This window comes from Prochlorococcus marinus XMU1412, from assembly GCF_017696315.1.
In the GTDB taxonomy this organism is placed as follows: domain Bacteria; phylum Cyanobacteriota; class Cyanobacteriia; order PCC-6307; family Cyanobiaceae; genus Prochlorococcus_A; species Prochlorococcus_A marinus_AF.
On sequence record NZ_JAAORJ010000002.1, the window covers coordinates 574,988 to 596,025 of the forward strand.

A 21,038-nucleotide genomic window follows, 5' to 3' on the forward strand; every position below is an offset into this window, starting at 1 on the left:
AGTGCTGTATTAATGGTCATACCATCTTTAATAGGAATCGCATTATGGAGAGAAAGTTCTCCATCAATAGCAATAATTTTAGGACTTTCTATTTTTGGATTTGTTTTTGCAATGAATTCATCTACACATTCTTATATGATTTTGGCCTACTCTGATAATGAAAAAGTCAGTTTAAATGTTGGCTTCTATTACATGGCAAATGCTGCTGGAAGACTAATTGGTACATTACTCTCTGGCTTATTATTTATGATTGGGAGAAATGCAAGTGTTGGTCTTCAATATTGTCTTTATTTTTCATCACTTTTAATTTTCTTATCTTGGATTTCCAGTCTTAAATTACCCTCGTTCAAACAAATCCTATCAGCTCCATAAAGACTAATTTTTAGGAATTAGAATATTTTAATGGCAAAAATATCCTTAATTGAACTCGCAAAAACTTTCCTAAAAATTGGTATTTTAAGTTTTGGAGGACCCTATGCTCATATTTCCTTATTCGAAGATGAACTTATAAATAATAAAAAATTGATATCAACTCAATCTTTTGAAAAAGGTATTGGATTATGTCAAATACTTCCAGGACCAATATCTACTCAATTAGCAATATATATAGGTCTTAAAATAAATGGTTATCTTGGTGGGTTGATATCAGGTATAAGTTTCATTATCCCAGGATTCATTTCGGTATTAGCTCTTAGTTTTTTTTGGCAAATTGGTTCTGGATCAAAATTCTTAACAGATTTAATTTATTTTAATCCGCCTATTATTGCAGGAATAATTTTTTCATTCTCATTAGTTCTATTAAAAAAAAGATTAAAGTTTGATCGAATATTATTCTCCAGCTCAATATTATTTCTACTTATATTTGCTAAATCTAATAGTATTCAATTTCCACTCATAACAATTCTTAGTATTGCAGGATTGATAAATATATTTTTAAAGAAATTCAAAAATATTTTTTATAGCTTGGTCCCTTTATCTATATTTTCAACAACCTCATTTTTGATTAGTTTGGTCTTTTTAGATATATCAAAGTTTTATAATTTTTTAAGAGAGTCTATAAACTCAAAGTTTTTAGTAGATTACCTTAATCTGTTTTTTTTCTTCTTTAAATCGGGACTTTTTATTTTTGGAGGTGGATTAGTAATCATTCCTCTTATGAGTGATTATGTTATCTCGCAGGGATGGTTAACAAATAATGAATTTATAGATGGAATAATGATTAGCCAAATAACGCCTGGGCCTGTCTTATTAATTACAAGTTTTATTGGATATAAAGCAGGGTTTTCGATCGGAGGAATAAATGAAGCTTTAAAGTATTCATTTATATCAACTTTTGCAATTTTTTTACCAAGTTTTTTATTGATTTTTGTTTTTGGAAAAGGCTTTATAAAAAACAGAATTAATTCGATTAATTACTTTATCGAAGGAGTGATAAATACAATTCCTGGAGCAGTTATTTTCTCTGGATTTAATTTAATTGAAGATAGTTTTTCATCAAAATTCTTTTTAATTAGCTCTATTTTTATAGTTTTAATCTCCACACTATTATCTTTTTTAAAAATAGTTCCAACATACATACTCATTCTTTTTTCTTTAATATTAGGCTTGTCAAAATATTTGTTTGCATAAAAAAAAAGGAGGAAATAAATTCCTCCTTTTAAATATTGTCTTACGGTTTATTTACCGATTCTTTTTACAGCAGCTCTTGACTTCTCAAGAATATCTCCTTTTAAGGGGACAAATCCAAGTGATGGAGCTTTATCTTGATACTCATCACTTAACAATGTATTAAAGGCTTGTTTGATAGCTTTAGTGTTTCTACCATTACCCTCTTCATAAGCAAGTATCCATGTTAATGAAGCTATAGGGTATGCTCCTTTTGCAGTTGGATTAGGATTTTTACCAGCAAGATTTTCATCTAAAGTAATACCATTGAGAGCTTTAGCTCCTGCCTCAACTGTAGGCTTTACATATTCTCCAGAAAGATTCTGAAGTGCAGCGGCTTTAACATTACCTTTTATATAAGACTGGTTAACATAACCAATTGCGCCAGGAGTGTTTTGAATAACACCTGCAACACCAGAATTACCCTTTGCTCCAACACCTGCAGGCCATTTTACAGACTTACCTGTGCCTAATGTCCAGGTTTTTGAAAAAGCTTCCATAGAGTTTGTAAAAGCTTTAGTTGTACCTGATCCATCAGAGCGATGAGTCCAAGTCAATTTCCCTGATTTACAACCTAATTCTTTCCAATCTTTAATCATTCCCATAGCAACTTGTACTGCTTTCTCCTGGGAAAGTTTTAAATCACAATCATAGTTATAACCAAATGCAATAGTACCTCCAACCATAGGTATCTGTACTAGTCCTCTAGTAACTTTTGCTATATCTTTATCTTTCATGGGATCATCAGAAGCACCAAAGTTTACAGTCTGATCAATAAATGCTTTTCTTCCAGAACCAGAGCCGACAGCTTGATAATTAACTCTTGGGCCGCCAGATTTTGCTAGATCAAAAAACCATCGAGTATAAATTTTGGCAGGAAATGATGCTCCAGCACCACTTAATCTTGTTTTTGCCGAAACACTTGTGCCAGCTGCAATGGCAACTACAGAAGTAAAGACCAAAGCTTTCTTAGCTATGTTCATTGATTTCATAAATTAATGAAAGACAACATATTTATAGCACTTAATACGAACATAAATACTCTTCAATTTAAAGTTTATCTTTTAATTAATTAGTTCTTAACCCTCTCTTAAACTAAATCTTGATTAGAGCTTTTTTCGTTTGGTTTTTAAAATATTTAAAAATAAAATTAGATTAATTTTTAACTTTTCCACGAGAAAAATTAAAAATTTTTACATTTACTTTAAAAGCAGTTTAAGTTCTTTTTAAATTTCCCTTTTGACTTTATTTCTTATCCGTTTCTTAACCTGAATTCGTTCATATGAGTTTGGATCAATATCCATCTTACGTGTTGAGGTTTATGAAACTTTTTCAAAAATTAGTTGCTGCTAATGCAATCATTTCAATTGCTTCAGGATTTGCAGTAAATGCTGCTGAGGTCAAGACATCTGATCTTAGTGATTATTCTAGATCTAACAATTTAGTATCTTTAGATAACTTCAAATCAGATACTTTAATCCCAGGAGATTGGGCTTACGATTCATTAAAGGATCTTACAAATAGTCCAAAATTTAATGGAAAATCAGTCTCTCGTCTAGAAGCTGCTGCTGAATTAAACAATCTAATTGCAGGTGGTGAAGGCTTAATGAACGGAGCTGCACTAAATCGACTTAGTGATGAGCTTGGTTCTGAGTTGGCAATTATGAAAGGGAGAGTGGATGGTCTTGAAGCTCGCATTAATGGAATTGAAGCAGGCAGTTTCTCAGAAACTACTACTATGAGTGGTTCAGTAGGGTTCCTAATAGGTGCAACTGATTCAGCGAGTGGCAAAACTGGGGCCAACAACAATGATACAGTTCAGTTTGAATATTCCTTAGGAATTGACCTCAATTCAAGTTTCACAGGTGATGATAAATTAAACATCGGAATCGTAACAGGAAATGGTCTAACAAATGTAGGTGCTGACAAGACTGGTTTAGACTGGGGAGAAAGTGAAGATAACGTCCTTACGGTTAATGACGTCAACTACACATTCCCAGTAGGCGCATGGACGATAGCAGTTGGTGATTCTATGGATGCATCCAAGACTTGGCCTAATGCTTGTTCCATGAATAACATGGTTGATAATTTAGGAGATTGTGGTGCTGCAAACTCTGTAGACTTATCTGGAGATGTTTCATTTAGCGCTGCAACTGGATTTGGAGATGGTTGGGAACTTGGAATTGGTGCATCTGGTGGAGATGGTACTGGTTTGTTCACTGAACAAAGTTCTGACGCCTATGGCTTAGCTGTTGGTTATGAGACAGATGCATACGGCTTCACAGCAGCTTACTCTGATAAAGACACTGCCAGCTACTACGGTTTAACTGCTTATTACAGTCCTGAAGGATTACCAGCTACCATTAGTGGTGGATTTGAATTCGGTACTCCAGAAGGTACAGGGGAAGACACAACTCAGTGGGCTTTTGGAATCAGTAGTGGCCTAGGCGAAGGGAAATTAAGTGCCAACGTTGGAACTAATGGACAAATGAAGGATAGTACTACAGACGTTTATGCCTATGATCTTTCTTACGAATATCCAATCAACGATAGTATGAGTGTTACACCTTTTGTTTACGTTTCTGAAATAGCAGGTTCAGATAACACTACTGGAGCTGGGGCATTCGTATCTTTCTCATTCTAATTTTTTAAAAAATTCCTAGAAGAGTAAAAACATTGGGTTCCATAATGGAGCCCTTTTTTCTTCCCATCCTATAAATCTTTATCGAGACACGGAAAGATAGTTTCAATAATCGCTCCACCATCTTTATGATTAAAGCCCTTTATAAAACCTTTATTATTATTAATTATTTTTTTTGTTATTGAAAGACCTAAACCACTGCCACTTTTCTTGAATTTAGTCCTTGATGGATCACCTCTATAAAAACGAAAAAAAATATCATTAAATTCATTTTCTTCTAATCCAATACCTTTATCTCTAACTCTTATAACAACAGAGCTATCTCTTTTAAAAATTTCAATTTGAATTTCTTCATTAGCTGGGGAATAACGAATAGCATTATCCAAAATATTTATAAAAGCTCTTTTTAAATTTTCAATATCTCCAGATATAAAATATTTTGTTGGTATCAGTAAATTTATTTTTACATCTTTTTTTTCTGCAAGTGGTTTTAAGGTTTGCCAAGATTCCATAACTAAATCTGAAATAGATACTTTTTTATTTTCTTGAAAAGTGTCGTTACTTTCTAACTTAGAAAGTTCTAAAGTTTCTTCGACCATTTTTCTTAATCTTTTAGATTCTTTCTTAAGTCTTTTAACAAGATATCTATCTTTCTTTGATACTAATGCTTCCAGTCTTTCGCCTATTAAAATAAGAGATGTAAGAGGTGTTTTCAGTTCATGAGACACATCATTGATTAATTGATTCTGTCTTTTTCTTATGGATTCAATTGATAATTTACTCTCCAACAATATTAAATAATTTTTTTTCCTTGCTCTAACAATATTTACAGAAATGGGTTCACCCGAAATAGTGCAATCTAGACTAATTGGGAAATCTTTTTTTCTTGAATATAGAATTTTATTTCTTACTACGTCTAGCTCATTAATATCATTAATTGCTTTTCCAATAACATCTTTATATTTAATAAACTTAATTAGAGATAAAGCTTTCTGATTGATAAATTTTATTGTTAGATCAGATGACAAAATCATCCACCCTTGAGATGAATAATCTAACCAAGATAAAAGTTGCTGTGGTTTAACTTTATCAAATGGAAAATCAAAAATTTGTTGGTTCTTATTTTTAGTTAGTTCAATATTGTTATTATTTTTTGAAAATCCTTTAACCTTGGTTTTCCATTTCTCATAAAAGAAAGTTAATACCTGTTGTAATGTTTTCATTCTCATCCAAACTTATATCCAAAACCTCTTACAGTTTTCAGAAGTTTTGGCGCTGAAGGATCTTCTTCTAATTTCTCTCTAAGCCATCTAACATGAACATCTACTGTTTTAGTATCACCAATAAAGTCAATTTCCCATATTTTTTCCAGAATTAAATCCCTTGACCATACTCTTTTTGGACTTTTCATAAATAACTCTAATAATTTAAATTCTTTTGGAGATAAAGTTATTTCCCTATCAAAAGAAGTTACTCTGCATTCTTCTAAAAACATTTTTATATGATTGAACTCGATAATAGATTGCGTTTTTTCTAAATATTTTTTATTACGTTTAGATCTTCTTATTAATGCTCTTGATCTGGCAATTAATTCATTTAAACCAAAAGGTTTTGTTAAATAATCATCAGCACCAACCTCTAATCCAAGAACCCGGTCTGATTCATTATCTTTGGCACTCAAAATTAATATGGGCGTATAATTTTCTTCATTTCTTATTTTTCTACATAACTCTAATCCATTTAACCCTGGCAACATTAAATCGAGAATTATAAGGTCAACATCATTTTTAGTATTATCGCCAATAAAAGCTGAAGCACTTAAACCGTCTTTAAAAGTTAAAACTTGGAAACCTTCGCCTTTCAATGATTCGCTAACTGTCAACCTAATACTCTTATCATCCTCTACAAGAAGAATTTTTGAGCCCTGCAAACTTTTATGATCTTTAATAGTCATTCGAAAACCCAACAAATTAATTTTATATAATCAAATTTATTTGATGTAATTATTTCATATTTACTTTACATTCAATGCTTATTTTTTATTTGATCTTATTAGCTTTTTAATTTTCCCTTAAACCCTTTTATCTATATTTAGATTGTCTCTTTAATCTTCCTCACACAAAATTTTAAAGAGACAAATTTATTGAATTTAATAATAGATATTAAAACTAATATCCCATCGAAGCGTAATAATAATCGTCATCTTCATCTATATTTGTCACTACCCATTCTGGCGGAAAGTCACCAATTTTTACATATTGATAAAGCTTATCAACATCTGGATCGTAAAAAGTATCGTTGATTTTTGGATCTTTGACTACTTTGCTTGGATGCATAATAAAAATTATTTCTACTCTTTTTTTATAGATTATTTAGTTTAAAGCAGCTTTAAATCTCATTTAAATATTTTCATTTGATCTAGTTAACCTAAGACTAATTTAACTTGTAATTAGTCTTGATTGTTTTAATTACCGATTTTTTCGGATCTTTATTTGGATAACAATTAACAATTCTATATTTTCCGCCTTTTCTATCTGTCTCAACAAGAGTAAATTGAACAAATTTTTCTTTTTCAGTACTCGAAGAATCCTTGATTTCTACTTTGATTATTTCTTCATTTTTACTTTCAATTATTCTGGATTTACCTCCACAAACAAGAACTGCAGTTTCTTTAGTTACAGAAAATAATTTATTTTCATCAGTAATGGATAGTTCATCTTTAGTACTACAAGAAGAAATTAAAAGGATAGTAAGAATTAATAGCTTTTTCATAGTTTTTTTAGAGGATAAATTCACTTGTAATTGCTTTTAATTGTTTTTTATTTAGTTGGGTAAGATAGCTATAAATTTCTTTTCTACATAATCTGTCTTCAACTCTTTTACTTTCAAGAATTGAAAAAGTAATGAAATTAACAAGTTGATTTTTGTTCATGTTTATCTTTTAGGTCTCTATTGTTAACTTTTAATTAAATTCTTATTAAATAAACTTTTGACTATTAGAAAAAATATTTAATTTCAAAATTTAGAAATTTTTTAAACAAATTTATTTTTTACTTAATAACTTCTTAATCCAATAATCTTAAGTTATATAAGTCTTCTATATTTTTACGCCTTGAATATTGAAGACAATCATATAAAAAAAATAATAAATGATTATAAAAAATTCACCTTCTCCCAAAAACTCAAATCAAGTCCAAGAAATAGGGCATATCAAATATTCTTATAAAGAAAGTTTTAAAAGAGAAAATAAATCTATTTTGGATGATTCGGAATTTATTGAAAATTACAATAACGCCCTTAAATCACCACAATCAAGAAGATTGTATAAAGATACAGAGAATGAAATTCATTATGACTCAATTAAGGCCCAGAATATTTTACCTCTAGATAAAATTTCTATTTAAAATTTTATTAAAAACTACTTTTAAAGATTTTTTAAATAGATCTTAAATCCGACCTTCTTTTTTTAATGTTAGCTTACTTCTACGTTCATCCAATTTATTTGGACGCATGAAATGAGAATAGGGAACGGGATTCTCATTAACTGCATAAGATCATGAATGAGCTCTCTCAAATAAGAGAAAAAATTACAAGAGCCAAGAGGCTTTATGAAGCCCAAATCTTGGCAACTAAAAATGGAGAAGTTACTCCATATAGAAGATCAGTCTTTGAAGAAAGAATTAGGGAAGCACAAAAAGAAATGAGATCGCAAGACACCAAAAAATAAATTCTTTTGTAAAAATCTATTTTGTATCAGCTACATTCTTGAAGAAATCGCAGTAAGCCATTAATTCTGATTCGGTTTCAATTTTTAGATTTAAATCATTAATTGCTTTCTTGGTATCAATTCTGTAGCCATACCAATCTAGACAAACTTCTCTCTGCCTTTGGGTTTCAGAAACCTTTTGAGTACCTATTTCGTTTGAGTTACTAGTACAACTCGCAAGGAAAATAGTTGAGAGAGCTAGTAGTGGGAATAGTAGTCTTTTCATTTGTTAATCACAACAACTTTCCGATGTTGCTGAAGAAGTCCAAGATGATTCTTCCATTGTTGAAAGGTCAACTCTATGCGTTGCCATCCAGTCACCATTAGCTTCCACAAACTTTTGAACATTACCTTCTGGAGCTTGATGAATAACAATAACTTTTTGAGGATCTTCCTTACTTACTCCTCTAAAAAGTGGCTTAATGAGAAATTCAGAATGTCTTTTTTCAGCTTCCGCACTGTCAAATATCGCGGCCCATTCATCGAAAGTGCTTTCAATTTTAAAAGTAAAAACTGAGGTTATGGAACAAGACATAATAAAGATATTGTTTGTTTAATTAAAATAAATCTGTTTAATTAAGGTTTAGTTAATTATCTTTAAATGGAATTAAAACAGATGTTTTTTCAAATTTAAGCCAACCTTTTTTCTAATATTTTTAACATTCTTAAATAAACATTCCTATTGAAAAGGGTAAGTGTCAATGCTATCAATTTAATAAAACTTACAAAAATATGGAGCTAAATACTTTCTTACTTATCTTATTAGTCATTGCAAATTTTACAAATTTATATCTGACTCATTTCAAAAAAAAGAAAAAGTAATAGCTTTTACAATTTAAACAAACATTTTAATTCGCTTAACCTTTTATTAATTTTAAGTTAAAAAAAAGATAATCAAATCAGTTTTAAATAGGTTTAATTGATTAAATCTTAGTGAATAATAAGCTCTCCTTAAAAAATATTAATGTCAAATATGGAGAGAGCCTAGCTTTAAAATCTATAAACTTAGATATTTACAAAGGTGAATTTGTAGTCCTTCTTGGATCTTCTGGGGCAGGTAAATCAACTTTACTAAGAACAATAAATCAATTGAATCCATTAACTTCAGGAGAGTTAGATTTTTTTGATTTAGGAAAAATAAGAAATAAAAAAGATCTTCAGAATTTAAGAAAAAAAACTGGGATGATATTTCAACAACATCAGTTGATTGAGAGAAATACTGTTTTCCAAAATGTTTTAACTGGTCGACTTGGATTTCATTCACTATTTAGAAGTATTTTACCTCTTCCAAAATTTGATCAAGAACTTGCTCTCGATTGCATAGATAGAGTTAGCCTCTTAGATAAAGCGCTTGTAAAAGTAAAAGAATTAAGCGGAGGACAACAACAAAGAGTAGGAATTGCTAGAGCTTTAGCTCAAAATCCTTCGTTGATTTTGGCAGATGAACCAATAGCTAGTCTTGACCCAAAAACTTCCCATCAAGTTTTATCGATGCTGAAAGATATTTGTAAGAAAGATAATATATCCGCATTAACTAGTCTTCACCAAGTTGATTTTGCTAAAGAATATGGAGATAGAATTATTGGCTTAAGTCATGGGAAAATAGTTTTTAATGGTAAATCAGATCAACTTTCAGACGAGATTTTAAAAAATATTTATTCATCTTCACCAATAGCAGAAGAAGCAAATTTTACCTCAAATGAAGTGGTAATGGTTTAAAACCACTTCATTAAAAAAACTTAAACAAAAAAATGAAACTTAAATCTCTTTTAAGCGTTTTTACTATTTCTCTTGTGGCGCTTACTTCGGCATGCTCTACGAAAAATGCTGGACCAAGTGCTGATCCTGATAAGTTAATTGTTGCATTAATTCCTGATGAAAATGCTGCAACCGTTATCCAAGATAATCAAGGTCTAAAAGATTACTTAACTGAAGCCTTTGATAAGGAAATAGAGTTAGTTGTTACTACTGATTATTCTTCAATGATTGAAGCAGCTAGAAACGATAGGTTGGATTTAGCTTACTTTGGACCTTTATCTTATGTTTTAGCTAAAGCAGTAAGTGATATTGAACCTTTTGCAGCAAGGATTAAAGGAGGAACTAAGACTTATAATTCCTGCATAATTGGAAACACTAAAAAAGGTGTTACTAGTTTTGATGATATCAAAGGTACTACTTTTGCTCTTGGAGATCCAGCTTCAACCTCTAGTAGATTATTCCCTGAGTTAACTCTTGCTGAAAATGGACTTACTAAAGGCAAGGATTTTCAAGGAGTTTTTCTAGGATCACATGATGCTGTTGCCTTAGCAGTTCAAAATGGAAATGCTCAAGCAGGAGGAATGGCATGTCCGATTCTTAAATCCCTAAAGAAGAAAGGAGTTATTGACCCTTCTAAAGTAACAACTATTGCTCAATCTTCTCCTATTCCTCAATATCCATGGACAATGCGTTCAACTTTATCTCCTGAATTAAAAGAAAAAATAAGAGTTACTTTCTTAGATCTAGATAGTGACAAAGTCCTTAAACCTTTTAACGCTGATGGTTTCGCATCTATAACTGATAGTGATTATGACGGTATTAGAAAAGCAGGCAAACTTCTAGGTCTTGATCTTTCTAAGTTTGTTAAGTAAAAAAATCACTTTACAAATACAAATAAAAAAATTATTAAATGGATAAATTCAAAAGAATTTTAGAGGTCGAAAGGAGGACTTGGAAAAAACAATTTTTCAGGGTTCTCATAATTTTGATATTTGTATTTTCTTCTTTAGCAGTTATAGGTCTTTTCGATTTTGAAAGGATAAGTACAGGTATTCCGGCAGTTTTAAAATTACTGCCGGAAATGTTTCCTCCTGATTTCTCAAGAGCTGGAACTTGGTTTAAACCTTTAATAGACTCTTTGGCAATGAGTATCGCAGGAACTTCGATTTCTGTTTTTTTATCTTTACTTCTATGTTTTTTTGCTGCAAGAAATACAACTATAAATCCAATTGTTTACAACTTAGCAACACTAATTTTAAACGTCACAAGAGCTGTTCCTGAATTAATTTTAGGAATTATTCTAGTTGCAATGATTGGCTTTGGTGCTCTACCGGGGACATTGGCATTAGGTCTTCATTCTGTTGGAATGTTAGGTAAATTTTATGCTGAAGCTATTGAGCTTTGTGACAAGGAACCTATAGAAGCAGCTAGAGCTTCTGGCGCAAGTGATCTACAAGTTATTGTGCATAGCATTCTTCCTCAAGTTTTTCCTGCTATGGCTGATGTTACTTTTTATAGATGGGAATACAACTTTAGAGCTTCAATGGTTGTGGGTGCTGTAGGGGCTGGTGGTATAGGTTTAGAGATCATAAGTGCTTTGAGGATAATGGATTATGCTCAAGTATCAGCTTTATTAATAGTAGTTTTAGTCGTAGTAACTGTATTAGATAGCATGAGTAACTATCTCAGGAAATCAGTATCTGAATAATTCTCATTAAATGAAGAAAGTTGTTATTTCCAATAAAGTTCATACTGAAGTTATTGAGTTATTAGAAAAAAATTTTGAAGTAATTAGTAACCAAAATGATAAACCTCTAACTTATGAAAAATTAAAGTTCTTATGTAAAGATGCAAATGGTGTGATGGTATTTATGCCAGATAGAATTGATAAGAACTTTTTAGATAATTCAAAAAATTTAGAGATCATCTCTGGAGCACTAAGAGGATTTGACAATATTGATTTGGAAGAGTGCATAAAAAGAAATATAAAATTTACAATGATCCCAGATTTACTTGCTTCCCCTACAGCAGAGTTAACATTGGGACTTCTTATTGGTTTATCAAGAAATCTACTAATAGGTGATGAATATGTTAGATCTGAAAAGTTTAAAGGTTGGGAACCAAAATTCTTCTCAAATGGAATTGAAGGGAAAAATGTTTGTCTTCTAGGTATGGGTAAATTAGGGGTTGAAGTAGCTAGGAAGATTAAAGGTTTTAATGTAAAACTTTTTTATCATGATTTACAAAAATTAGATTCAATAGATGAACAACAACTAAACACCAAATATCTGGAATTAAATGATCTTTTTGAGAAGGCTGATTATTTGGTTATTCTTTTACCTTTAAAAAACGATACTTACCATTTTATTAACTTTGAAAATATTTTAAAAATAAAAAAAAATTGTTTACTTATTAATACTTCAAGAGGTTCTGTAGTAGATGAGAGTGCAATTGCACAAGCAATTAATTCTGGGCACATAGGAGGATATGCTTCAGATGTCTTTGAATTTGAAGATTTATCGATAAAAGATCGACCAAAAAAAATTAATCAGGAATTATTAAATTTAAAAGATAAGACTTTTTTTACTCCTCATCTTGGCTCAGCAGTTGATGAAGTTAGACTTTTTATTGAATTAGAAGCTGCTCAAAATATTATCAACTTTTTATATCATTAATAGTTTTATACATTTTTATATAAGAGATATTTTCTTTTTTGAAATAATCACCTTCAGATAAAAAACCGAATTTTTCATAAAACATTTGGGCTTTTTTTCTAGAAAATAAATAAATATAATTTATTTTTTTTTTTTCTAAATAAGAAATTGAATGACAAATTAATTTAGACCCAAATCCTTTGTTTTGATAAGCAGGTTTTGTGGCCATTTTTCTAATTCTTGCTTTACTTTCTCTAATGTAAAGTGAAATTATTGATATTAATTCCTCTTGTTTATATAAACCAAAATGTGTACCATTTTTATCATCTTCAAGAATACAAAATTCTCTTTTTTTATCTGGCCAAATAGCTTCATGCCTTATATCAATAGTTTGATTAGAATATATTTTTCTAATTGAAATTGGCATTCTTAATTATCTTTTCTTCTTAAATTTATCTTAATCATAAATGTTTAATATCTTGTTAAGACTTGTATTGAGGTGGAATCAGTTTTGAACAATATAAAATTAAAATTCGATAATGACGGATTTATAGTTAATGAGAACCTAATAAATCAAGTTGATTTAGAGGCAATTGAAAAATGGATTAGTGAACTTAACGACTCTAAAGAGGTTAACCATCATTATGAAAAAACAGTTAATGGTAAAGTGCTTTCAAGAACAGAAAACTTTGTAAGCTCGCATACATCTTTTAGGGAATTTCTTTTAAGTTCATCAATAAAAGATTATTTAACTATGCTATTTGATGATGAACCAATATTATTCAAGGAAAAAATAAATTATAAATACCCAGGGGGAGCTGGATATGCACCTCATCAAGATGCTCCTGCTTATCCTTTTGGGAAAAAACACATAACAATGCTATTAGCTATAGATGACTCTGATATAAATAATGGATGTTTGGAATTTGCAAGAGGTAGAAATAATGAGGGCATAATAAATATTGATGAAAAGGGGTGTATAGATTCACTAACCGCAGAAAAATTTGTTTGGGAGAAGATACCTCTTAAAAAAGGAGGCGCAGTATTTTTTGATTCTTTTGTTCCTCACAGAAGTTCAACAAATAAATCTAGTCGTCCAAGAAGAGCGCTCTATGTAACTTATAATGCTAAAACTGAAGGCGATTTAAGAAAAGATTATTATGACTTTAAAAAGAACTCTCTTAAAGATGGATATGTAAGTTTAATAGGTCACTTTGAAGGAGAAGCAATTAAATGAAATACAAAACTATTAAAAACTTCAAAAACAAATTACAAAATTCTGATAACAATGAATTTGTAGATTTATTATTTGACTTTATTAAGGAGGAAGGAAAAACTAATTATGATGAATCAGTCACTCAATTACAACATAGTCTCCAAACAGCTTCACTCGCTCGCACTGAAGATGGCAGAAGGCATATAGTAATTGCTTCTTTGTTACACGATATAGGTCATCTTCTAATAGATGAAAATGACTCAAAAAATGATTTCTTAAAAAAAGATCTTAACCATGAAAATATTGCTTCAAATTTTTTAAAAGATTTTTTCTCTGAAGAAATTACAGAAAGTATTCGCTTACACGTTGTAGCAAAAAGATATTTATGCTCAATCGATAATTCTTATTATGAAAGTTTATCTAAAGCATCTAAAAATAGTTTTAAGGTACAAGGTGGTGCTTTAAATAAAGAAGAGATTAATGAACTAGAAAATAATAAATACTTCAAAGATGCAGTTCGATTAAGAAAATGGGATGATAGAGGAAAGGTTTCTCTTAAAGAAGTTGAAGAATTAGATACTTATAAAGAAATGATTGTTGCCGAAAGATTAGCTATCTATTAAAAATATATTCATAGCTTATATTTATAGATTCTTTAAGAGAATTGCTTATGAATGATGATTCAATTTTTTCTTTTATAAAGTTCTTTATTTTTAATTTCTTAATAAGTGGAAGGCATATTTTACAATGCAAGGTTGAAATTTTATTATTTTGAACATCACTTTTAGAGATAATATCAACATAAAAACTTTTTGATTCAATATTATTCTTTTCTAGAATTATTCCAAGAGTTGTTGAAATACAAGAAGCTAAAGATGCAGACAATAGATTTGAGGGTTTAGTCTGTTCGCAAGAATCATGTAAATTTCTATTCGAATTTGTTTTTATTTTTAATTGATTTTCGAAGATAATTTCACTCCGAAATTCACCTACATATTTCGCCTTAATTGACATATAAAAATAGCTATTTTTAAGAGCTTATTATGGGTAAATTAAGTTAAGATTAAGGCCAAAAAATTTTGCTAAATTTAATAATTGATTAAAAAATTTTAAATGCAATTTTCTGATAGATATCTAAGTATTTGGGTTTTCTTAGCAATGTGTATTGGATCTTTATCCGGTTATTTATTTCCTAATTTATCTCAATTTATAGGCGGATTAGAGCTCTCAAGAATAAATCTTCCAATAGCAATTCTTATCTGGGGAATGATTTTCCCAATGATGTTATCAATAGATTTCAAGTCAATAATAAATTTGAAATATAAGATTAAAGGATTTTCTATTGTCCTTTTTATTAATTGGTTAATAAAACCAGTTTCAATGGCCATCATTGCAGCCTCTTTTTTATATTTTTTATATGGTAATTTTATAGATCCTGTACTTGCTAAAGAATATGTTTCTGGAATGATTCTATTAGGAATAGCGCCATGTACAGCAATGGTTTTTGTCTGGAGTAATCTTGTTAAAGGCGATCCTTTATTTACTTTAATCCAAGTAGCTATTAATGATCTAATATTAATTTTAGCCTTTCCATTATTGTCAAAAATTCTTTTAGGATTTAACAGTATAGATATCCCGTTAGATACTGTTTTCGGTTCTGTAATAATCTTTATTTTGGTACCACTTTTTCTAGCAATATTTTTAAAAAATAAAATCTATAGCGAAAAAAGAATAAAAAGTATTTTGAATAAAAGTAAAAGTTATTCGTTGTTTTTTTTAATTCTTACAGTCTTTTTATTATTCTTTGTTCAATCAAAATCTATATTACAAAATCCTATTCATATAATCTTAATTTCAATTCCATTAATAATACAGACTCTTTTTATTTTTTATTTAACTGCTTTTTCAATGAAGTTTTTTAGGCAAAAGTATTCTATTTCCTGTCCAGGATCGATGATAGCAGCTTCAAACTTTTTTGAACTTGCAGTAGCTGTATCGATAACTCTTTTTGGGATTAATTCAGGAGCTGCTTTAGCCACTATAGTTGGGGTACTAGTAGAAGTTCCTTTGATGCTTTATTTAGTAAATATTTCTAAGTCTTCCAAAATATTATTTATAAAGTAATATTTTCTTCATACCATTGAATTCTTTCTTCTAAATAAGTGCTCATACTTCTGCCAAATCAAAAGCCTTTTTAAGATCTTTGGTCATAAATCTAGCGTAACTTTCTAGGTGTGTTTGTAGATCATGCCCCATTGCATCAGCAATTTGTTTAGGTGCTCGCATTGTTCCATCTTCCATAGGTCTAGTGTGAGCAACATATGCGTATCTATGACGGAAGGAATATGGTTTGCACTTTTGTCCTTCTGCTTCTGCTTCTGCACAAATAGACAACCAAGTCTTTCTAATGCTCTTCCTCCTAAGATATTCTCCAAAGTTTTGACCGCCATTACCTAGAGGAATTTTTGGCAGTTCTTCTCCCGCTGCCAACCTTTGCACTAAGTTGTAGTTCCAATCAAAAGGTTCTCCATCTACATCTCTAACCAATAAAGGCAATAGTTGTCTTTCTTTAAAATTAGAATTTACTTTTTGGTATATACACCAAAGTTCTGTCTTGTTATTTCTGAGAACCAGATGATTAAGTTCTTCTGGTCTTAATCCATAAACTGAACAAAGTTGAGCAGCAAACTTCCATCTTTGGGCTTGTGGTTGGTCAATAAAGTTATCTACTAATCTTCCAATCTGGGCATCTGTTAATGGATAACCAATATCTTTCTTTTTAGCTATATTTTTTTCTTCATTATTATCTTTGAAATTTCCATAATTTGGTCTCCAATAAGAAGGGAAATCTTCATAGTTGCAGCAATAATCTAAAAAACTATTAAAAGCTAATCTCATATGCCTTCTTATTGTTGCCTTGTCAGGTGGCCAACCAACTAATTGATTGTATTGTCCATGCTTATATTCATTAATTACCTTTTTATATAAAGCTCTAGCATTTTGCGGTCTATGATTTGCTCTATTCATATAGAACATAACTCCCTCTAAAACAGGAAGATGCTTTTTATTCCAAGTGTTTTCTTTAATATCTGATCTTTCTTTTCTATATCTAACAAAAGCCCCTTCCCAATCAAGTTTGACTTCCGAAGAAGAGTTTCTTGCATATTTAAAAGCGGTCTTTAAAAGGATCTTTCCATTATTTTCTAAATAAGTGTTTGCTCCTTCTTCTATAAACTTCAATGCTTCAATCATTTGATTCTCTTCCCATAAGTAAGGAAGGTTTATAGATTTTCTTCCAGTTGTCTTAGTTCCATATATTAAACGCATATTCCCTCTATCATTTTCTACTGTCCAACCAGATCCAATAGATTCCTTTATTGCCCTTCTTAATGTTTTTACCCAATTGTTTGATTGTGGCATTTAATGACCGAGTGCTCTACCTATTGTCCACGGATTTCCGTGGATTTTCAACTGAGTAAGGCAAAAGTGTGCAGTCTCGTGCAGTCTTATGCAGAGTATGACTTCAGTTATAGCTTAGATCCCTTTGTCTCACTAGAAGAGTCATAGTGCTTTGGGAGCACTAGGTCGCAGGTTCGAATCCTGTCGCCCCGACTCTAAAAAATCAAGTCATACTAGCGAGTCTCTCAACTCGCTTTTTTATTATTTGTTGTCTCACATTAAGAAAAGGTAGCTAGAGGGGTAGCTAGGATACAGTTGTTGCGGTCGTCACTTACTTATCTAGTGCCTTTTATTGACAATTCCATCAATTAGGTTGTTCCCCAAAAATTTTAGAACACTTATTAATCAATAAGTGCTTAATCAATAAGTGCGACCCATGAAAAGGCTGCTCCAATACCGATTAAAATTCCCGAAACCAAATTTTTATTCTTTAAAATTTTTCCAATATGCTCTGATAAGTATAGGACTATTAAGAGCAAAGATCCTTGCCCTATAAATATTCCTAAAAAGTAACTTAATAGAGGACTTTGCTCAGCACCAATAATTGCACCTCCTATCAAGTAACCATGCAAAGAGATCATGGGTAAAAGTAATGAGCTAGGTAAATAGCCCAAAATTATCAAACTTTCTAAAACTAAGCTTAAAGATACTAATGCTTCTGCGTAGGGAATCATAAATTCTGGCAATGACAAAATTTGCGCAATAGCACTTCCAATTAAACCAAAACCTAATAAAGGTAATATCCATTTTTTTGGGAATCTCAATCCAATAAGACTTATTGCCAAAATAAAAAGGAGATGGTCTGGACCTAATAAGGGATGACCAATACCACTGATAAATCCCTGCCAGGAAGTTAATGTGGAACTCTCACCCATACCAAATGGATGATGAGCAAATACTGGATTATAGATACTAATAAAAAACAAATATACAGGGAAGATTATTAAAGAGACTTTTAAGTTCTTATGAAAAAAATTTTTAGAATTCATTTTTCTATTTAAATTAATGATCTTTGCATGGTGAACATTCTTCACAATCTGTACATTCGCAAGGACAAACACAACCACAACCTGGACAAACTTCTTTCTCGTTTAAAATCAAAGTATCTGTTACTAAATGTTTTGTAAAAGTAATAACCATAATTTGGAAAATTTATTTCTAAATATAAACAATATATGACTAAAAATTAATGCTAGTAATAATTTTTTATACATTTTATAAAATTAAATTAAAAAACGATTATCATTTTTATTTAATTAAGAAATATATTATTTAACAAAATTTAAAAATGATAATCATGTTCATGAATATTATTTAACAAAACAATAACAAACCTTTTAAATAATATTTTGATAATGAAAATCACATTCATGATTATTATTTAAAAAGATAACTTCACTCAGCTTCTATATCAATAATTCTTTTACCTTCCAAAGCATTAATTCTTTCTTCTTGGAATTCAATAGCGACTATCAATTATTTTTTGGGGTGATAACTACAAGAAGGCACTCGGGTGTAAAAGGGGTAGCTAGAGGGGTAGCTAAGTGACGATCTCATGCGAATTCATGCGATAGCAAGGCATGAATTTGAGACTCAGAAACGTTCCAACACAATAGATAACTCTAGTTATAATCTATATTCTTATATTTTTCTCAAAGTTACATACAAGTGCTTTGGGAGCACTAGGTCGCAGGTTCGAATCTTTTAGCCCTATGAGTTTCAGCAATAAGTCTCAGCTAATACCTAGTTCACTCAAATTTTTGCTTCACGCAAAATTTACGCAAAATAAATCTTTGAAAAATAATTAACCTGTGAATCCCATTTTCTGTTCTGCTGCCATTAATGAGCCAACAAGCTTGTGCTCAGCAACTTTTTCATCGTCAGTCATAACTGGCTTGATATCAAAATCTATATCAAACTTAACTTTCCAAGGAGCAAAATGTTCTGTCATTTTTATGCCTGCTGAAGCTTGGACAATAATATAAACATTATTTGAGTAAGAGGCATGATACCTTCCCAAAACTTTGAATCCTTCAAACTCATCATTCAAAGTTCCATCTTCAATAACCTTTAAAAAAAGATCATACGCTGCACCCATAAGAGAAACATTTTTAAAAGTTGCAGTTACTAAATAAGTATTCATTTGATTAATAAATCTATAAATCTTTTATAGGGTATAGCATTTAGTATTGAGTTAAGGATCTTGAAATGAATATTTCTGCTAAAGGAATTTTTTTAGATCGACTGTCAATAATTAAACCGCTTGAAGTTCTCTAGCTTTTATAAATGCTTTTTTAGTAGTTGTAGTTTTTGCGTAATCATACGACTCAAGATGTGTTCTTAATGTATGCCCCATTGCATCAGCAACACTACCCGCATCAATTCCTAATTGATGACCTCTTAAGGAATAAGAATGTCTAAAGCTATAACAACCAAGACTTTCGCCCCGCTTGGCCATTAATGCTTTAAGAGAAATCCAACCCGCTTTTTGTTTTAACCATTTACCCATTTGATCTCCAACACCCTCAACAGTTTTGCAATCTGGCATACATTGATAGGGAAGTTCTAATAGACCTGCTTTGTACAATCTGACTACTTCTTCATAATGAACATTGCCATCATTATCTACTAGATAAAGAGGTTCTAATATTCTTGGTTTTGTTACACCCTGACCCGATCTTTTTTCATACATACACCAAAGTTCATCTTTTCTCTTTTTATAAACTAAGTGTCTTAATTCAATAGGTCGTAAACCAAAAACAGCACAAAGCTTCATTGCATTGACCCATTTTTTGGCAGCGAGTATATGATGCGGTTGCCCTGTTTCTGTTGGTAGAGAATTTATTAAATTAATAAACTCTTGATCTTCTATTGATGCTTTTTTGTTTCTGGCTTTTTTAGCTTCTTTAGAAGGTCTTCCAATGTATTCTCTTAAGTCATCAGGTGGAAGCCAATCACTAGGATAATTTTTCTTAGTAACGCAATACTTTAAAAAAGAAGCAAGATTTCTCACTCTTTGTTCTCTAGCTCTACCACCAAGTTCATAAGTTAATGGTTTTGGTGCAATATTATTTCTTCTCATATAGTCAGTAACCTTTTCAATTCCATTTTTTGCACAAATTTCTAATAATTTATCTGCATTTATTGGAGCATCTTTGGTTTTTAATAAGTTAACTGCGTAAGTGATTACAGGTTCATACTCTTTAGTCCAAGTTCCATTAGCAATACCAGTTCCCATCTCTTTTTTATATTTTTCAAAGTCATCCTTTGCACCAACCCAATCGTGGGAATAAGTTAATTTAGGAGCTAAACCCGCGCATACAGCAACCGCAGTATCAAAATCTCCGCCATTGTTAGCCATCTCAACATAGATATTCCTAACACGAGTAATAATATCTCCCATATTCTGGGATGAATAAGAAAAAGGAATATTATTCTTCATTAATTGGGCAGAACGCATCCCATTACCAGTTCTAACCTCTAATCTTGCAAGTCCTCTATGTTCTCTAACAGTCCAACCCTTTGCAGTAGAAGATCTTATGGCTGTTCTTAAGCCATTTACCCATGCTTCATTATTTTTGAGTTTGGGCATTAATTTGCGTACACATAGGCACAATGTACGCAATTTGTACGCAAAATGCAACCGCAGAGTGTCTTCGGGTTATAACAAAGGTTGACTAGATATTGCACTAAATCCATTGACACTATTATAATCTAAGTAAGTAAAACGCTTGTTATTACTACAAAAATTCTTTTTGTGACTTTGTTTACTAACATCCCTCTCATAGATTAGAATGATGTTTAGCGGGGCGTGGCGCAGCTTGGTAGCGCGGGTGCTTTGGGAGCACTAGGTCGCAGGTTCGAATCCTGTCGCCCCGA

26 protein-coding genes, 1 tRNA gene and 1 pseudogene are annotated in these 21,038 nt (G+C 30.9%); 13 read left to right on the plus strand and 15 right to left on the minus strand.

Annotation, left to right across the window (positions count from 1 at the left end):
* Positions 1 to 372: pseudogene (locus HA152_RS09985) on the plus strand (organoarsenical effux MFS transporter ArsJ); the annotation flags it as partial.
* A gap of 30 nt (positions 373 to 402) precedes the next feature.
* Positions 403 to 1,629 (plus strand): chromate efflux transporter, encoded by a 1,227-nt coding sequence (gene chrA / locus HA152_RS06140; protein WP_209134630.1) that lies wholly within the window; start codon positions 403 to 405, stop codon positions 1,627 to 1,629.
* A gap of 47 nt (positions 1,630 to 1,676) precedes the next feature.
* Here the strand turns inward: chrA and pstS are convergent, their stop codons facing one another.
* A complete protein-coding gene (gene pstS, locus HA152_RS06145; RefSeq protein WP_209134686.1) occupies positions 1,677 to 2,648 on the minus strand; it encodes a phosphate ABC transporter substrate-binding protein PstS in 972 nt (323 codons plus the stop codon).
* A gap of 299 nt (positions 2,649 to 2,947) precedes the next feature.
* Between pstS and HA152_RS06150 the strand changes: the two genes are divergently transcribed.
* Complete coding sequence (locus HA152_RS06150) at positions 2,948 to 4,309, plus strand: carbohydrate porin (RefSeq protein WP_245211215.1); 1,362 nt, start codon at positions 2,948 to 2,950, stop codon at positions 4,307 to 4,309.
* A gap of 68 nt (positions 4,310 to 4,377) precedes the next feature.
* Here HA152_RS06150 and HA152_RS06155 read toward each other — a convergent pair whose 3' ends face one another.
* The 5 genes from HA152_RS06155 to HA152_RS06175 form a co-directional block, all read right to left on the minus strand.
* Complete coding sequence (locus HA152_RS06155) at positions 4,378 to 5,529, minus strand: sensor histidine kinase (protein WP_245211216.1); 1,152 nt, start codon at positions 5,527 to 5,529, stop codon at positions 4,378 to 4,380.
* Between the two features lie 2 nt (positions 5,530 to 5,531).
* Complete coding sequence (locus HA152_RS06160) at positions 5,532 to 6,260, minus strand: response regulator transcription factor (protein WP_209134634.1); 729 nt, start codon at positions 6,258 to 6,260, stop codon at positions 5,532 to 5,534.
* Between the two features lie 214 nt (positions 6,261 to 6,474).
* Entirely contained in the window at positions 6,475 to 6,642 is a 168-nt protein-coding gene (locus tag HA152_RS06165; protein WP_209110564.1) for a hypothetical protein, read from the minus strand.
* Between the two features lie 97 nt (positions 6,643 to 6,739).
* On the minus strand, positions 6,740 to 7,078 hold the full coding sequence (locus tag HA152_RS06170) for a hypothetical protein (RefSeq protein ID WP_209110565.1): 339 nt from the start codon (positions 7,076 to 7,078) through the stop codon (positions 6,740 to 6,742).
* 7 nt (positions 7,079 to 7,085) lie between these two features.
* Complete coding sequence (locus HA152_RS06175; RefSeq protein WP_209110566.1) at positions 7,086 to 7,238, minus strand: hypothetical protein; 153 nt, start codon at positions 7,236 to 7,238, stop codon at positions 7,086 to 7,088.
* A 217-nt stretch (positions 7,239 to 7,455) separates the two neighbouring features.
* Between HA152_RS06175 and HA152_RS06180 the strand changes: the two genes are divergently transcribed.
* On the plus strand, positions 7,456 to 7,710 hold the full coding sequence (locus HA152_RS06180) for a poly-A polymerase (protein WP_209134636.1): 255 nt from the start codon (positions 7,456 to 7,458) through the stop codon (positions 7,708 to 7,710).
* 152 nt (positions 7,711 to 7,862) lie between these two features.
* On the plus strand, positions 7,863 to 8,033 hold the full coding sequence (locus tag HA152_RS06185; protein ID WP_011863196.1) for a hypothetical protein: 171 nt from the start codon (positions 7,863 to 7,865) through the stop codon (positions 8,031 to 8,033).
* 16 nt (positions 8,034 to 8,049) lie between these two features.
* Here the strand turns inward: HA152_RS06185 and HA152_RS06190 are convergent, their stop codons facing one another.
* The gene (locus HA152_RS06190) at positions 8,050 to 8,298 is read right to left on the minus strand and encodes a hypothetical protein (RefSeq protein ID WP_209110568.1); all 249 of its coding nucleotides are present in this window, start codon (positions 8,296 to 8,298) and stop codon (positions 8,050 to 8,052) included.
* A 3-nt stretch (positions 8,299 to 8,301) separates the two neighbouring features.
* A complete protein-coding gene (locus tag HA152_RS06195; RefSeq protein WP_209110569.1) occupies positions 8,302 to 8,607 on the minus strand; it encodes a DUF3764 family protein in 306 nt (101 codons plus the stop codon).
* 398 nt (positions 8,608 to 9,005) lie between these two features.
* Between HA152_RS06195 and phnC the strand changes: the two genes are divergently transcribed.
* The 4 genes from phnC to HA152_RS06215 are packed head-to-tail and all read left to right on the plus strand — an operon-like array spanning position 9,006 to position 12,505.
* Positions 9,006 to 9,791 (plus strand): phosphonate ABC transporter ATP-binding protein, encoded by a 786-nt coding sequence (phnC, locus tag HA152_RS06200; RefSeq protein ID WP_209110571.1) that lies wholly within the window; start codon positions 9,006 to 9,008, stop codon positions 9,789 to 9,791.
* A 32-nt stretch (positions 9,792 to 9,823) separates the two neighbouring features.
* A complete protein-coding gene (phnD, locus tag HA152_RS06205) occupies positions 9,824 to 10,702 on the plus strand; it encodes a phosphate/phosphite/phosphonate ABC transporter substrate-binding protein (RefSeq protein ID WP_209110573.1) in 879 nt (292 codons plus the stop codon).
* A 38-nt stretch (positions 10,703 to 10,740) separates the two neighbouring features.
* Positions 10,741 to 11,538 carry a phosphonate ABC transporter, permease protein PhnE gene (gene phnE / locus HA152_RS06210; RefSeq protein ID WP_209110575.1) on the plus strand — a complete coding sequence of 266 codons (798 nt, stop codon included), beginning with the start codon at positions 10,741 to 10,743 and terminating at the stop codon, positions 11,536 to 11,538.
* A 10-nt stretch (positions 11,539 to 11,548) separates the two neighbouring features.
* Positions 11,549 to 12,505, plus strand: coding sequence for a phosphonate dehydrogenase (locus tag HA152_RS06215; protein ID WP_209110577.1), 957 nt, complete (start codon positions 11,549 to 11,551; stop codon positions 12,503 to 12,505).
* Here HA152_RS06215 and HA152_RS06220 read toward each other — a convergent pair.
* Positions 12,486 to 12,911: a GNAT family N-acetyltransferase gene (locus tag HA152_RS06220; protein WP_209110579.1), complete on the minus strand. Its 426-nt coding sequence runs from the start codon at positions 12,909 to 12,911 to the stop codon at positions 12,486 to 12,488. The genes HA152_RS06215 and HA152_RS06220 overlap by 20 nt on opposite strands.
* An 84-nt stretch (positions 12,912 to 12,995) precedes the next feature.
* Between HA152_RS06220 and HA152_RS06225 the strand changes: the two genes are divergently transcribed.
* The gene (locus HA152_RS06225; protein WP_209110581.1) at positions 12,996 to 13,721 is read left to right on the plus strand and encodes a phytanoyl-CoA dioxygenase family protein; all 726 of its coding nucleotides are present in this window, start codon (positions 12,996 to 12,998) and stop codon (positions 13,719 to 13,721) included.
* The gene (locus tag HA152_RS06230) at positions 13,718 to 14,323 is read left to right on the plus strand and encodes an HD domain-containing protein (RefSeq protein ID WP_209110583.1); all 606 of its coding nucleotides are present in this window, start codon (positions 13,718 to 13,720) and stop codon (positions 14,321 to 14,323) included. The genes HA152_RS06225 and HA152_RS06230 overlap by 4 nt, the downstream gene beginning before the upstream one ends.
* Here HA152_RS06230 and HA152_RS06235 read toward each other — a convergent pair.
* Positions 14,313 to 14,714, minus strand: coding sequence for an OsmC family protein (locus tag HA152_RS06235; RefSeq protein WP_209110585.1), 402 nt, complete (start codon positions 14,712 to 14,714; stop codon positions 14,313 to 14,315). The genes HA152_RS06230 and HA152_RS06235 overlap by 11 nt on opposite strands.
* A gap of 99 nt (positions 14,715 to 14,813) precedes the next feature.
* Here HA152_RS06235 and arsB point away from each other — a divergent pair, with 99 nt between their 5' ends.
* Complete coding sequence (gene arsB / locus HA152_RS06240) at positions 14,814 to 15,824, plus strand: ACR3 family arsenite efflux transporter (protein ID WP_209110587.1); 1,011 nt, start codon at positions 14,814 to 14,816, stop codon at positions 15,822 to 15,824.
* A 42-nt stretch (positions 15,825 to 15,866) separates the two neighbouring features.
* Here arsB and HA152_RS06245 read toward each other — a convergent pair whose 3' ends face one another.
* The 5 genes from HA152_RS06245 to HA152_RS06265 all read right to left on the minus strand — a co-directional run bounded on the left by HA152_RS06245 (position 15,867) and on the right by HA152_RS06265 (position 20,751).
* Positions 15,867 to 17,120: an integrase gene (locus HA152_RS06245; RefSeq protein ID WP_209110589.1), complete on the minus strand. Its 1,254-nt coding sequence runs from the start codon at positions 17,118 to 17,120 to the stop codon at positions 15,867 to 15,869.
* Between the two features lie 395 nt (positions 17,121 to 17,515).
* Positions 17,516 to 18,220 (minus strand): HupE/UreJ family protein, encoded by a 705-nt coding sequence (locus tag HA152_RS06250; protein ID WP_209110590.1) that lies wholly within the window; start codon positions 18,218 to 18,220, stop codon positions 17,516 to 17,518.
* A complete protein-coding gene (locus HA152_RS06255) occupies positions 18,162 to 18,299 on the minus strand; it encodes a hypothetical protein (protein WP_011863181.1) in 138 nt (45 codons plus the stop codon). Before HA152_RS06255 ends, HA152_RS06250 begins: the two co-directional genes overlap by 59 nt.
* A 664-nt stretch (positions 18,300 to 18,963) precedes the next feature.
* Entirely contained in the window at positions 18,964 to 19,302 is a 339-nt protein-coding gene (locus tag HA152_RS06260; protein WP_032515361.1) for a DUF3303 domain-containing protein, read from the minus strand.
* A 111-nt stretch (positions 19,303 to 19,413) separates the two neighbouring features.
* Positions 19,414 to 20,751 (minus strand): hypothetical protein, encoded by a 1,338-nt coding sequence (locus tag HA152_RS06265; RefSeq protein ID WP_209110591.1) that lies wholly within the window; start codon positions 20,749 to 20,751, stop codon positions 19,414 to 19,416.
* Positions 20,752 to 20,964: 213 nt separating this feature from the next.
* On the opposite strand from HA152_RS06265, the gene HA152_RS06270 reads away from it, so the two are divergent.
* Positions 20,965 to 21,038 (plus strand) — tRNA-Pro (locus HA152_RS06270).